The 12,734-nt window shown below is 63.5% G+C and carries 12 protein-coding genes; 5 read left to right on the top strand and 7 right to left on the bottom strand.

Annotation, left to right across the window (positions count from 1 at the left end; all coding sequences use genetic code 11):
- Window positions 1–71: 71 nt before the first annotated feature.
- The 5 genes from RTH46_RS24450 to RTH46_RS24470 are packed head-to-tail and all read right to left on the bottom strand — an operon-like array spanning window position 72 to window position 6,580.
- Window positions 72–449 (bottom strand): response regulator, encoded by a 378-nt coding sequence (locus tag RTH46_RS24450; protein WP_125463713.1) that lies wholly within the window; start codon window positions 447–449, stop codon window positions 72–74.
- 45 nt (window positions 450–494) lie between these two features.
- A complete protein-coding gene (locus RTH46_RS24455; protein WP_153788109.1) occupies window positions 495–1,721 on the bottom strand; it encodes a hybrid sensor histidine kinase/response regulator in 1,227 nt (408 codons plus the stop codon).
- On the bottom strand, window positions 1,715–2,290 hold the full coding sequence (locus tag RTH46_RS24460; protein WP_316906835.1) for a chemotaxis protein CheB: 576 nt from the start codon (window positions 2,288–2,290) through the stop codon (window positions 1,715–1,717). Before RTH46_RS24460 ends, RTH46_RS24455 begins: the two co-directional genes overlap by 7 nt.
- The gene (locus tag RTH46_RS24465) at window positions 2,287–3,108 is read right to left on the bottom strand and encodes a CheR family methyltransferase (protein ID WP_110994616.1); all 822 of its coding nucleotides are present in this window, start codon (window positions 3,106–3,108) and stop codon (window positions 2,287–2,289) included. The genes RTH46_RS24460 and RTH46_RS24465 overlap by 4 nt, the downstream gene beginning before the upstream one ends.
- 4 nt (window positions 3,109–3,112) lie before the next feature.
- Entirely contained in the window at window positions 3,113–6,580 is a 3,468-nt protein-coding gene (locus tag RTH46_RS24470; RefSeq protein ID WP_316906836.1) for a response regulator, read from the bottom strand.
- A gap of 257 nt (window positions 6,581–6,837) precedes the next feature.
- On the opposite strand from RTH46_RS24470, the gene RTH46_RS24475 reads away from it, so the two are divergent.
- On the top strand, window positions 6,838–7,188 hold the full coding sequence (locus RTH46_RS24475) for a response regulator (protein WP_153788106.1): 351 nt from the start codon (window positions 6,838–6,840) through the stop codon (window positions 7,186–7,188).
- A gap of 389 nt (window positions 7,189–7,577) precedes the next feature.
- On the top strand, window positions 7,578–8,792 hold the full coding sequence (locus tag RTH46_RS24480; RefSeq protein ID WP_316906837.1) for a glycosyltransferase family 4 protein: 1,215 nt from the start codon (window positions 7,578–7,580) through the stop codon (window positions 8,790–8,792).
- A gap of 30 nt (window positions 8,793–8,822) precedes the next feature.
- Here RTH46_RS24480 and cobF read toward each other — a convergent pair whose 3' ends face one another.
- Together cobF and RTH46_RS24490 are read right to left on the bottom strand one after the other, a co-directional pair.
- On the bottom strand, window positions 8,823–9,572 hold the full coding sequence (gene cobF / locus RTH46_RS24485; protein WP_316906838.1) for a precorrin-6A synthase (deacetylating): 750 nt from the start codon (window positions 9,570–9,572) through the stop codon (window positions 8,823–8,825).
- Between the two features lie 63 nt (window positions 9,573–9,635).
- A complete protein-coding gene (locus tag RTH46_RS24490; RefSeq protein WP_316906839.1) occupies window positions 9,636–10,925 on the bottom strand; it encodes an OprD family porin in 1,290 nt (429 codons plus the stop codon).
- A 356-nt stretch (window positions 10,926–11,281) separates the two neighbouring features.
- Between RTH46_RS24490 and RTH46_RS24495 the strand changes: the two genes are divergently transcribed.
- The 3 genes from RTH46_RS24495 to RTH46_RS24505 all read left to right on the top strand — a co-directional run bounded on the left by RTH46_RS24495 (window position 11,282) and on the right by RTH46_RS24505 (window position 12,711).
- On the top strand, window positions 11,282–11,641 hold the full coding sequence (locus RTH46_RS24495; RefSeq protein ID WP_110994653.1) for a histone-like nucleoid-structuring protein, MvaT/MvaU family: 360 nt from the start codon (window positions 11,282–11,284) through the stop codon (window positions 11,639–11,641).
- Window positions 11,642–11,846: 205 nt separating this feature from the next.
- The gene (gene gloA, locus RTH46_RS24500; protein ID WP_316906840.1) at window positions 11,847–12,374 is read left to right on the top strand and encodes a lactoylglutathione lyase; all 528 of its coding nucleotides are present in this window, start codon (window positions 11,847–11,849) and stop codon (window positions 12,372–12,374) included.
- 94 nt (window positions 12,375–12,468) lie between these two features.
- Complete coding sequence (locus tag RTH46_RS24505; protein WP_153788831.1) at window positions 12,469–12,711, top strand: hypothetical protein; 243 nt, start codon at window positions 12,469–12,471, stop codon at window positions 12,709–12,711.
- The last annotated feature ends 23 nt before the right edge of the window (window positions 12,712–12,734 follow it).

The raw sequence follows: 12,734 nt of genomic DNA on the forward strand, positions 1-12,734 counted from the left end.
TTGCAGCAGATCGCGGGGCAAGCCCGCTCCCACGGCGGTGGATGACCGTGCTTTCCGTACAAAACCTGCCCCTAACGCAACAACACCTGAATCTGCTCATGCAGCGTATCCAGGTCGAACGGCTTGGCCAGGATCGGCGCCTTGCGCGCGATCGGGCTGCCCGACTCGAGGATCTCCGCCGGGTAGCCGCTGATGAAAATCACCTTCAGCTCAGGCCGCAACTTCACCGCCGGCTCGGCAATCTCCACCCCGGTGATACCGCCCGGCAGGCGAAAGTCGGTGACCATCAGGTCCAGGTGCGGTTTGCTGGCCAGGATCGCGAACGCCTGTTCGCCGTCTTCGGCCACCAGCACGTGGTAGCCCTCGCCCGCCAGGTAATCGCGCAGGATCATGCGGATCGCCGGTTCGTCCTCGACGATCAATACGACATCTTGTGCATCTTCGCTCATGACAACGCCTTCACATTCAACTCAGTTGGCAATCAGACCCCGGCACTACGCCGAGGTTGCCTGTGTGTGGTCGCTTTGCTGCTGCACCTGTGGCAACGGCAGATAGACGCTGAAGGTGGCACCGCTGCCTTCGGCACTGTCGACCTGGATCCGCCCGCCGTGGGCCAGCACGATCTGCTCGGAAATATACAGCCCCAGCCCCAGCCCGCCACTGGCCTGCTGGGCGGCAACGCGCTCGAATTGCTGGAAGATCCGCTGCTGGTTCTGCGCGCTGATGCCGATGCCGGAATCCTGCACCTGGACGCAGGCCATGGCGCCCTCCTCGAACAAACGCACCTGCACCGGCTTGCGCTCGCCGTAACGCAAGGCATTGGACAGCAGGTTGGCCAGCACTTGCTCGATGCGAAACTCGTCCCACTCGCCGTGCAGGGTCTGGCAACGCTGCAGTTCGATATGGGTCTGAAGGGCACTCGCCTGGGCGCTGAAGTTCTGCACCAGGCCTTGCACCAATTGGCCGAGGTCGAATGCCTTGGGCCGGATCGACAGCTTGCCGGTACGGATGCGCGACACATCGAGCATGTCCTCGACCAGGCGGATCAGGCTGTTGATCTGCCGTTCGTCACGCTCGACCATGGCCTTGAGCTTGTCTTCGCTGAACGCCGCCAGGTTGCCGCGCGACAGGTGCATGCGACGCAGCTGGGTTTCCAGGATCAGGCCGTTGAGCGGGGTACGCACTTCGTGGGAGACGATCGACATGAAGTCGTCGCGCATGCGCACCGCGTGTTCCAGCTCGCCGCGCGCCACCTGCAACTGCGCCAGCAGTTGCTCCTGTTCGGCGCGGCTGTGTTCCAGCGCCTGCAACTGACGGTCGAGGGCCTTGCGCTGACGGAACAGGTCGATGAACACCGAGACCTTGCTCTTCACCGCGACGGTATCCAGCGGCTTGTGCAGGAAGTCCACCGCGCCGCTTTCATAGCCCTTGAACGCGTAGTTCATCTCGCGCCCGGCAGCCGTGACGAACACGATAGGCACGTTGCGGGTCTTCTCCATGCCGCGCATCAGCTCGGCCAGTTCGAAGCCGTTCATGCCGGGCATCTGCACGTCGAGGATGGCCAGGGCGAACTCGTGGTCGAGCAGCAGCGACAACGCCTGCTCCGCCGACTGGGCCTGGTGGACCTCGCGGTCCTCGCCCTGGATCAGGGCACCGAGGGCCAGCAGGTTTTCCGGCAGATCGTCGACGATCAGCAGTTTGGCGGTGATGTTGCTTAGCATGCGTGGGGTTCCAAGGTGGCGAGCAACTGCCCGATACCGCTCAGGGAAAGGATATGGTCGGGGCTGTGCAGGGCCAGGGCGGCCTCCGGCATCAGCGCGACCTGTGCATCGCGAGGGTCCTGGACCACGGTCCGGCCGCCGCCTTGTTTGATCTGCAACAGCCCACGGGCGCCGTCTTCGTTGGCACCGGTCAGCAGTATACCGAGCAGGCCCGGGCCGTAGGCATCGGCCGCCGAGGCGAACAGGTAATCGATGGCCGGCCGCGAAAAATGCACCGGCTCTTCCTGGCTGAGGGACAGCGTCAGGTCCTGCTCCACCGACAGGTGGTAGCGGGGCCCGGCGACGTAGATCAGCCCTGCTTCGATCCGTGCCTTGTCGCAGGCTTCACGCACCGGGCGGTGCAGCCGGCGCTGCAGCACTTCGGCCAGCTGGCTGTGGCGGTTGTCCGGCAGGTGCAGCACGCACAGTACCGGGATGGCGAAATCTTCCGGCAACGCGCCGAGCACGCTGAACAGCGCGCTGACGCCGCCCGCCGAGGCGCCGATGACCACCGCACGCACGCCGTTCATGACTTGCGGTAGATCCGTTCAGGCCGCACCAGCGGCTCGAAACCGTCGCTGTAGGCCGAGAAATCCACCGACTCCTTGCTGCCCAGCACCAGGAAGCCGCGGTGGCACAGCGACTCGTGGAACAGCCCCAGGGCGCGGTCCTGCAGGGTCTTGTTGAAATAGATCAGCACGTTGCGGCACGACACCAGCTGGGTCTCGGAAAACACGCTGTCGGTGGCCAGGCTGTGGTCGGCGAAGGTCACGTTGTCGCGCAGGCTGCTGTCCATGATGGCGTTGCCGTAGGCGGCGGTGTAGTACTCGGCGAAGTCGCGCCGGCCACCGGCCTTGCGGTAGTTCTCTTCGTACTCGCGCATGCTCTGCAGCGAATAGATGCCCTGCTTGGCGCGCTCCAGCGAGTGCGGGTTGATGTCGGTGGCATACAGGATGGTGCGCTCCAGCAAGCCCTCCTCGCGCAGCAGGATGGCCATGGAATAGACCTCCTCGCCCGTGCTGCAACCGGCGATCCAAATCTTGATCGAAGGCCAGGTGCGCAGCAGCGGCACCACTTCGTTGCGCAGCGCCAGGAAGTGGCCTGGGTCGCGGAACATCTCGCTGACCGGGATCGTCAGGTACTGCAGCAGCTCCATGAACATGCCTGGGTCGTGCAGCACGCGCTCCTGCAGCGCGGTCACGGTGCGGCAGTCGAACTGGCGCAGGGCATGCAGGATCCGGCGCTTGATCGAAGCGCCGGAGTAGTCGCGAAAATCGTAGCTGTACTTGAGGTAGATCGCCTCGATCAGCAAGCGGATTTCAATGTCGGTGTTGCGTTCACTGGTCAAGATTTCAGATTCGCTCCAATTGCGGCAGCCACACGCGGATCAGCGAGAACAGGCGGTCCAGGTCGATCGGTTTGGCCAGGTAATCGTTGGCGCCGGCCTGCAGACAGCGCTGCTGGTCGTCCTTCATCGCCTTGGCGGTCACGGCGATGATCGGCAGCTTGCGCCAGCGCGGCTGCTGGCGGATCAGGCGGGTGGCTTCGTAGCCGTCCATCTCCGGCATCATCACGTCCATCAGCACCAGGTCGATGTCGTCGCTGGCCTCGAGTGCCTCGATGGCTTCACGCCCGTTGCGACCGATCTCGACGATGGCGCCCTTGTGCTCCAGGGCGCTGGTGAGGGCGAAGATGTTGCGCACATCGTCGTCCACCAGCAGGATCTTGCGCCCCTCGAACACCTTGTCGCGGCTGCGCGCGGTCTTGAGCATGCGCTGGCGTTCGTTGGACAGCTGCGACTCGACCTTGTGCAGGAACAGCGTGACTTCGTCGAGCAGGCGCTCCGGCGAGCGTGCGCCCTTGATGATGATCGAGCGCGAGTACTTGAGCAGGTCGGCTTCTTCCTCGCGGGTGAGATTGCGCCCGGTGTAGACGATCACCGGCGGGAAGCTGCGGATGTCCTCGGCGGTCATGCGCTTGAGCAGCTCGTTGCCGAGCATGTCGGGCAGCTTGAGGTCGATGATCATGCAGTCGTAGATGTTCTCGCGCAGCAGCGCCAGGGCGTCCTGGGCCAGGGCCACGGCGGTGATCTGGATATCGTCGTCGCCGATCAGGCGGGCGATGCTCTCGCGCTGCAGGTCGTCGTCTTCCACCAGCAGGATGTGCTTGAGCTTCTGGGTGAGCTTGGCCTCCAGGCGGGCGAACACCGCCTTGAGCTCGTCGCGGCTGGTGGGTTTGACCGCGTAGCCCACCGCGCCCATGTGCATGGCCGCCTCGACGCGGTCTTCCACCGAGATGATGTGCACCGGGATATGCCGGGTGCCGGCCTGCTCCTTGAGGCGCTGCAGCACGGTGAGCCCGGAATGGTCGGGCAGGCGCATGTCCAGCAGGATGGCATCGGGCAGGTACTGGGCGGCCAGTTCGAAGCCTTCGTCGGCGCTTTGCGCCACCAGGCAGCTGTAGCCCAGTTCGTGGGCCAGGTCGTAGAGGATGCGGGCGAAGTTAGGCTCGTCCTCGACCACCAGGATGCAGCGGTTGCTGAACGGCGCCAGTTCGCGGTCGTCGGTGAACGCCGGTGCCGGCCGTTCGGCACGCGCCGGTGCCACCGCCTGCGGCGCCGGGGGCAGCTCATCGACCGCCGGGCGCAGGCTGTGCACCGCTTTCTGTTCGGCCGAGGGCTCGTAGCGCTCGGGCAGGATCAGGTTGAACACGCTGCCCTGCCCCGGGCTGCTGTCGACGCTGATCTGCCCGCCGAGCAGGTGGGCCAGGTCGCGGGAAATCGACAGGCCCAGCCCGGTGCCGCCATAGCGGCGGTTGCTGGTGCCATCGACCTGGTGGAAGGCGCCGAAGATCGCCTGCTGCTGGTCGGCGGCAATGCCGATGCCGGTGTCGCGCACGGCGAACACGATGCCCATGCCCACCTGGTGGCTGATGCGCAGGCTCACCTGGCCGCGCTCGGTGAACTTGACGGCGTTGGACAGCAGATTCTTGAGGATCTGCTCCAGGCGCTGGCGGTCGGTGAACAACGTCGCCGGCAGGGGTTGTTCGAGCTGGACCTCGAAGTCCAGGCCCTTGTCCTGGGCCAGTGGCCGGAACATGCTCTGCAGGCCCTCGACCAGGCGCTCCAGCGGGGTGGTTTCGGCGCGTACTTCAAGCTTGCCGGCCTCGACCTTGGCGATGTCGAGGATGTCGTTGATCAGGTTGAGCAGGTCGTTGCCGGCCGAGTAGATCGACTCGGCGAACTTGACCTGCTCCTGGCTGAGGTTGCCCTCGCCGTTCTCGGCCAGCAGCTTGGCCAGGATCAGCGAGCTGTTGAGCGGCGTGCGCAGCTCGTGGGACATGTTGGCGAGGAATTCCGACTTGTACTTGCTCGAGCGCTGCAGGTCGTCGGCGCGCGCCTGCAGCTCCACCTGGGCCTGGTTCAGCTCGCTGTTCTTGCGGTCCAGTGCGTCGGTGCGCTCGGCCAGTTGTTCGTTGGTCTGCTCCAGCTCCGCCTGCTGGGTCTCCAGGTAGGCCTGGGACTCCTTCAGCACCCGCGACTGCTCTTCGAGCTCTTCGTTGGCGGACTTGAGCTCCTCCTGCTGGACCTGCAGTTCCTCGTTGAGCTGCTGGGTCTCGGCCAGCACTTCCTGCAGGCGCTGGCGGTAGCGGGCGCTTTCGATGGAGATGCCGATGTTCTCGGCCACACGTTCCAGCAGTTCGGCATCACGCTCGTGCAAGGGGCGCAGGAAGCCGATTTCCACCACCCCATTGATCCGGCCATCATCCCGGGCAGGCAACAGCAGGCCGCTGCGCGGCAAACCACGGCCAAGGCCGGAGCTGAGCTGGTAGTAATCCTCGGGCAAGTCATCCAGGCGAATCAGCCGCCCCTGCATCACGGCCTGGGCCAGCAGGCCGCCATGTTCCCCCACCACCTGCTCTTTGCCATGCTGCTCGGCATCCAGGCCGTAGCTGGCCACCCGCACCAGGTGCCCGTGCTCGTCACGTACATAAAGGGCACCGACCACGCTGCCCAAGTAGCCGGCGAAACAGCGCAGGATGTTGTCGCCGAGCATGGGCAGCGTCAGTTGCCCCATCATCTGTTCGCCCAGCTGGGTCTGGCCGGCGCGCAGCCAGGCCTGGTGCTCCAGGCCCTCGGCAGAGCGCTGCTGCGCCTGGAGGTTGTCGGCGTAGCTGGCCGAGAGCGCCAGCAGGTCGCGTCGCCCAAGGAAGGCGAGCAGCCCGCTCAGGGCGACGATGAACAGCACGAACGCCGAGATGGCGGTGACCGTGACCGTGCTGACCTGCTCGTTGCGTGCCATGCGCAGTTGCTGTTCGGTGCTGATGAAGCTGTCGAATTCCTTGCGGATCTCGTCGGTGATGCGCTTGCCACGGCCGGTGCCGATCGGCAGCTGATAGTCGCCCTTGTTACGGCGCAGGCTGATCATCTCGCCGCCAAAGTTGTTCCACTCCCGCTGCAGCGCGATCAGCCGCTCGATCCGCTCGACCTGCTGCGGGTTGTCCGCCACCATGCCCTTGAGACTGTCCAGGCTGCTGAAAATGCGCGGCTTGGCCACCTCGTAGGGGTCGAGAAAACGCTCTTCGCCGGTCAGCAGGTAACCGCGCATGCCGGTTTCCATGTCGATCGACAGCTTGACCGTTTCGTTGGCATTGCCGATCACCCGATCGGTGTGTTCGACCCATTGCATGGCCGAGAGCAGGTAGTTGATCACCGCCACAAACGCCACGGCGCCCAACAGCCCGACGCCCAGCGGCAGGCCGACGTTGCGGGCGAGTAGCTTGCGAAAGCTGCGTTGATCCATCGAGGCTGTTTGAATCATGTGATAAGGCCCGAGCGAAAAAAGTCCATTGAACAGTGCTGGCGGCTACATCCTGCAAGTGTAAGACCCTGCGCCACACCGACCGGGAATACAGCGAGTCTAACCAGCTTTGGCGGTTCTGGCAGGGCATTTAGCCAGTATTTGAAGGCGCTGTGCGCCAATCGTTCCATCTGATTGCACGGGCCGTTAAGCTGGGGAACTTCTAACCTGTCACGGGCACAGAGTAGATACCCCTTACGCGAAACAGGATCCGCACCATGCATCTTCTGGTAGTCGAGGACGACGACATCGTTCGTATGTTGATAGTCGATGTGCTCGACGAGCTGGGCTACAAGACCATCGAGGCTGAAAATGCCGCTGCGGCGCTGAAAGTGCTCGAAGATGCCGGGCAACCTCTGGCGTTGATGATGACCGATGTCGGGTTGCCGGATATGCGCGGTGAAGAGCTGGCGGGCAAGGCCCGTGAGTTGCGCCCTCTGCTGCCTGTGCTGTTTGCCAGTGGGTTTGCCGAGAATGTGAAGGTGCCTGAGGGCATGTACATGATTGCCAAGCCGTTCAGCATTGATCGGTTGCGGGATAAGGTGCGGGAGATTCTTGGGGGGGGTTGAGGTGATGCTGCGAGGTGCTTGCCGTGACAGGTGTTGCGCCTGGGAGATCGAGCGCCGCCCGCGCGGCGCATCGCTGGCAAGCCAGCTCCCACAGTTTGTTTCGGGCCAGTTACTCCTATGAAAGTACCGGCGCCTGCCTTGGTGCATGTCTTGAGTCAGGCGGGGGTCAGTGGTGCCCACCTCAATATCGCGTCGTACAAACAAGGCGGACAGTGAAGAAGTCACAGGAGTGACTGGCCCGAAACAGATGTGGGAGCTGGCTTGCCAGCGATGCGCCGCGCGGGCGGCGCTCGATCTCATAGGCGCTGCAAATTCATCGCCATACCCATGGCAGCCCACCCCATCCCCATATGTTTAAATAGCGCCCTTTGCCCCAAGGCCCTCCCCCCATGCCCCATCTCCTGGTCCTCAGCCATCGCTGGCCCGAGCCACAGGCCTGCAGCGCCGGCCAGTACCTGCTGCAGATTCTCCAAACCTTCCTGGCGGGCGGCTGGCAAGTCACCTTCTCCAGCTCGGCCCAAGCCTGCGAGGCCAAGGCCGACCTCGCCGCACTTGGCGTGCTCGAGCAGCATATCAGCACCGATAACGACGACTTCTTCGCCAGCCAGGCCGCAGACGTGGTGCTGTTCGACAGTTTCACCAGCGAAGAGCACTACGCCAGCCAGGTCACCCAACACCTCCCCCAAGCCCTGCGCGTGTTGCTGACCGGCGGCCTGCAAAGCCTGCGCGATACCCGCCAGCAACTGCTGCGCCGACGCCTGATCGAAGGCCTGGACCCCAACGACTTCCGCGCCCTGTTCGCCACCAGCGGCCCGGACCTGTATCGACAGATGGCGCCCACCGAGCTGACCCAACGCGAACTGGCGGCCATCTGGCGCTGCGACCTGACGCTGCTCACCTCGCAAGCCGAGTTCGACCTGCTGGTCAACGGCTTCGGTGTGCCGGACTACCTGCTGCATTACTGCCCGCCACTGGTCGAGCCTGCCGCTACCTCGCGCCCGTTCGCCGAGCGCCAGCACTTCGTGTGCCTGGGCGACTTCGCCTCGCCTGCCCAGCATGATGCGTTGCTGTGGCTCAGGCACAATCTCTGGCCGGTGCTGCGCCGCCAGTTGCCCGAAGCGCAGTTGTACCTCCATGGTGCCAACCCGTCAGCCAGGAGCATGGCCTTGCATGCACCGGAGCAGGGCTTGCATGTGATGGGCGAGGCGGCGTGCGTCGAGACGTTGCTGGGCAGCGCCCGTGTGTACCTGGCACCACTACGGTCCGGCGCTGGCATTGACGGCCCGCTGCTCGATGCGCTGCGCCATGGCACGCCTTGCGTGACCACACCGGTGGGTGCCGAGGGTATCCAAGGGCAGCAATCCTGGCCGGGCAGCATCGCCGACACCGCTGAAGGGCTGGCCAAGGCGGCTGCACAGCTGTACAGCGACGAGGCGCAATGGCAACGGGCGCAGGACGCCTGCGCGCCGTTGCTCAAGTCACGCTTCGACCGCCAGCGGCATGCCACCGTGCTGCTCGGGCGCATCGAACACAGCCTCGTGCATATGCACGAACAGCGGCTGTACAACTTCGTCGGGGCCATGTTGCGACGCGAGCGTCGGTAACCGGCTGCCGGACGACGAGGCAGCACGGCCTTAGGGTTCGCGGCGCAACAAGTAGGTATCCATGATCCAGCCCTTGCGCCGCCGGGCCTGCTCACGCGCGTCGAGGATCTGCGCCTTGACCTGTTGCAACGGCCCGGCAATCAACAACTCATCGGCCGTGCCCAGGTAGGCGCCCCAGTAGATCGTCAGTTGCGGGTCGTCCAATGCGGCGAACGCGCACTGGCCATCGAGCATCACCAGCGCATTGTCGATCCGTGCCTGCCCAGCCAGGCGACGGCCCGGCAGCACGGTCAACGGCTCGCCGATGCGATTGAGGGGAACCTGATGCCTGGCCGCCAGGGCCTGGATACTGCTGATGCCAGGAATCACCTGAAGCTCCAGCGCAAGGCCACGCTGACGCACGAGCTCAAGGATGCGCAAGGTGCTGTCATACAACCCCGGCTCACCCCAGAGCAGGAAAGCGCCGACATCATCGGCACCGAGTTCGTCCTCGATCAGCCGGGCATACAGCGCGGCGCGCTGCACGTGCCAGTCGTGCACGGCAGCAACGTAGTCCGCTGCCTGGGCATCGCGCCGTGGGTCGGCGACCTGTACCAGGCGGTAGCCACCGTCGGGCAGGTAGCGCTCGAGGATGGCTTTGCGCAGGCCCACCAGTTCATCTTTCTCCTGCCCCTTGTCGAGCACGAAGAACACCGTGGCCCGGCGCATGGCTTCGACGGCCTCGTAGGTGACCTGGCGGGGGTCGCCGGGGCCGATACCGATCAACAGAAGTTGCTTCATCGCCTGCCCTGCCTGAATGCCGGTAGTCATTCTCGGATGACCACCGGCATTTGGCAAAGGCGCTTAGAAGACCGAGAAGTTGTAGCTGACGATCACCCGCGTCTCATCCATGTCCCGCGCCCACTTCTCGTAGTTGCTGCGGTAGGTGGAGTTACGCAGGCGCACGCTGACGTCCTTGAACGTGCCGCTTTGCACCTGGTACTTGAGCTCGGTGTCGCGCTCCCACTCTTTGCCTTCGGCAGTGCTGCCCGGCACCTTGATGTTGTCGCCGTTGATGTAGCGGGTAAAGAAGGTCAGGCCGGGCACGCCGATGGCCTTGAAGTCGTAGTCGTAGCGCAGCTGCCAGGAGCGCTCCTGGGCGGCGGCGAAGTCGTTGACCTGGGCGTAGTTGACCAGGTACGGGTTGGTGCCGTCGAGGTACGGCATGGCGCTTTCGCCATACATGCGCTGCCAGCCGGCACTGAGCTTGTGGCCGCCCAGGCTGTAGCCGAGCATGCCGCTGAAGGCGCGGTGGTCGATGTTGCCGGCGCGGGCGTTGCCGATGTCATCGCTCTTGATCAGGCGCAGGTCGGCCGAAAGGGTACCCACCTGCAGCGGCTGGCTGGCAACCAGGCCGAGGAAGTGCTGGCGGTAGATATTCTTGAGCTTGGATACCTGGTACTGGGCGCTGACACGTTCGTTGAAGCGGTAATCGATACCGCCCAGGTCAAAGTGGTCGGCCTCGATATCGCAGGCATAGCGCTTGTTCTTGCAGTGCACGCGGATGTCCTGGCGGTCGGTGGAGTCCCGCGCGGTGTACTGGTTCAGGCGCGCCAGGGTGAACTTGAGGTCACGCACCTCTTCGGAGGTGAGCCAGGCACCGTGGAACATGGTCGGCAACAAACGGCCATCGTTGTACTTGAGCAAGGGTACGTCCGGCATCATCGAACCGTACTTGAGCACGGTCTCGGAGACCTTCACCTTGCCGGCAATGCCCATCTTGGCGTACTGGTCGGCGGAGTGCCGCGGGTCATGCCCGGACGACGGCAGCAGTCCGCTGTTACTGTCAGCCGGGCTGGAATCCAGTTTGAAACCAACCATCCCCAAGGCATCCACCCCGAACCCGACCGGGCCCTGGGTATAACCGGACTGGACATTGAGGATGAACCCTTGCGCCCATTCTTCGCGCTTCGACGCGCCCTGGCTGGAACTGCTGTGACCATCACGGAAGTCGCGGTTGAAATAGACATTGCGGGCTTCGATCTTGGCACTGCTGTCTTCAACAAAACCGGCAGCCTGGGCACTGACACCGGCGCACAGCAAGAACAAGCCGGCAACACTGCGCCCAGGGGCGAGAGGAAAAGGGGCAAACATGCGAGGGAACATCCAGAGAAAGGCAAAAAACAATCCGGGCAGCCACCTGCACCGGCACTACGCGATGAACGAACAGATTTCGACCATCATCGCCAATTTTGCCCCGAAGGCTCTGCAATGGGCCATTGGACCATGGTCTAGCGATGCCAGGAGCTGCTATTGAAGCAGTTTCAAAGCGGTTGCGAAAAACCGGCAAAGTTCCCGGATAATCAATTGAAAGTTTACTGTTTACCCCCCTGCCCACGACTACTACACTCACTAACAGCGAACAGCAATACCCACCCGCGTGGCCGGCGTCTAGTGTGACTTCCATGTTCGTTACGCCATGCCACGGCAGACTTACAGGAGTGATGACAGTGTCCAGACTTGCAGAGTTTCGTGCTGCCGAAAAAGCGCTACAGGAACAGATGGCACAACTGGAAGCGCTGAAAAAGGATGCCGGCCTCAAACGCGAAATCGAATTCGAGCAGAAACTAGTCGGCCTGATGAAAAGCTATGACAAGAGCCTGCGCGACATCATCGCCATTCTCGACCCCAAAGCGACCGCGCGAGGCCCGGCAGTTGCCGCCAAACAGCAACGTCGGCCCCGTGTGGTGAAGGTGTACGAGAACCCCCACACCGGCGAGCTGATCGAGACCAAAGGCGGCAACCACCGTGGGCTGAAGGCATGGAAAGAACAGTACGGGGCGCAGACCGTGGAAAGCTGGGTTCGCTGATGAAATATCAACACCGGCTTCACACATTTTTCACAAGCTCTGTAACAGTATCGAACCAGCTAAAGGACTAGCGACCCCATCACGCGCCCGCACATGCGGGCCTCTAATTCCAGCGCCCTGCACTCGTGCAGGGCGCTTTCGTTTGCGCTCGCGGCTGGCTGCCGTATCATGCCCCTCTGTTTTAGGCCCTGATTCCGGAGTCCCCATGAGCCTGCACGATCTGAACACCCTGCCCGGCGTCACCGCCCAGCCAGACACCGCCACTGCCCGATTCGTCTTCAACCACACCATGCTGCGGGTCAAGGACATCGAGAAATCGCTGGACTTCTACACCCGTGTGCTGGGTTTCCGCCTGGTGGACAAGCGCGACTTCCCGGAGGCGGCCTTCAGCCTGTACTTCCTGGCCCTGGTCGACCCGGCGCAGATCCCTGCCGACGACGCCGAGCGCCACCAGTGGATGAAGTCGATCCCTGGCGTGCTCGAGCTGACCCACAACCACGGCACCGAGAACGACCCTGAGTTCGCCTACCACAACGGCAACACCGACCCGCGCGGCTTTGGCCACATCTGCATTTCGGTGCCGGACGTACGCGAAGCCTGCGCGCGTTTCGAGGCGCTGGACGTGCCCTTCCAGAAGCGCCTGGCCGATGGCCGCATGAACCACCTGGCCTTCGTCAAGGACCCGGATGGTTACTGGGTCGAAGTCATCCAGCCGACCGTGCTGAAAGACTGACAGACGACGCTCGCGCTCGTCGGGCCGGGAACTCCCGGCCCCTTGCCGTGGTATATGGAAGTAACCCTTCCATAGCCACAGCGAGGTAAGGACGATGCAAACCCTTCACTGTGAATACCGCAAGCACACCATCACCGCCAGCGTGATGCCCCACCCCGATTCCCCCCTGCCCTATGCCGCCGGCTGCCTGATTACCGATCCAGGCGGGCGTACCAGCAAGCGCTTGTCGATGCCGATGAAATTCTTCGCTGATCTGGAGAACGCCCAGCATGTATCACTGGCCCATGGCCGGGCGCTGGTGGACCATCAGTTGGATGATGGGCACAAGGTGTTTTAAGCCTGTACTTGCACGCCCGCTGT

Source organism: Pseudomonas sp. zfem004, from assembly GCF_032621715.1.
GTDB lineage: Bacteria > Pseudomonadota > Gammaproteobacteria > Pseudomonadales > Pseudomonadaceae > Aquipseudomonas > Aquipseudomonas sichuanensis.

Bases quoted from the DNA above. Each gene is read 5' to 3' on its own strand.
- RTH46_RS24450 (WP_125463713.1), bottom strand. From the start codon at position 449: ATGAGCGAAGATGCACAAGATGTCGTATTGATCGTCGAGGACGAACCG.
- RTH46_RS24455 (WP_153788109.1), bottom strand. From the start codon at position 1,721: ATGCTAAGCAACATCACCGCCAAACTGCTGATCGTCGACGATCTGCCG.
- RTH46_RS24460 (WP_316906835.1), bottom strand. From the start codon at position 2,290: ATGAACGGCGTGCGTGCGGTGGTCATCGGCGCCTCGGCGGGCGGCGTC.
- RTH46_RS24470 (WP_316906836.1), bottom strand. From the start codon at position 6,580: ATGATTCAAACAGCCTCGATGGATCAACGCAGCTTTCGCAAGCTACTC.
- RTH46_RS24475 (WP_153788106.1), top strand. From the start codon at position 6,838: ATGCATCTTCTGGTAGTCGAGGACGACGACATCGTTCGTATGTTGATA.
- RTH46_RS24480 (WP_316906837.1), top strand. From the start codon at position 7,578: ATGCCCCATCTCCTGGTCCTCAGCCATCGCTGGCCCGAGCCACAGGCC.
- cobF (WP_316906838.1), bottom strand. From the start codon at position 9,572: ATGAAGCAACTTCTGTTGATCGGTATCGGCCCCGGCGACCCCCGCCAG.
- RTH46_RS24490 (WP_316906839.1), bottom strand. From the start codon at position 10,925: ATGTTTGCCCCTTTTCCTCTCGCCCCTGGGCGCAGTGTTGCCGGCTTG.
- gloA (WP_316906840.1), top strand. From the start codon at position 11,847: ATGAGCCTGCACGATCTGAACACCCTGCCCGGCGTCACCGCCCAGCCA.
- RTH46_RS24505 (WP_153788831.1), top strand. From the start codon at position 12,469: ATGCAAACCCTTCACTGTGAATACCGCAAGCACACCATCACCGCCAGC.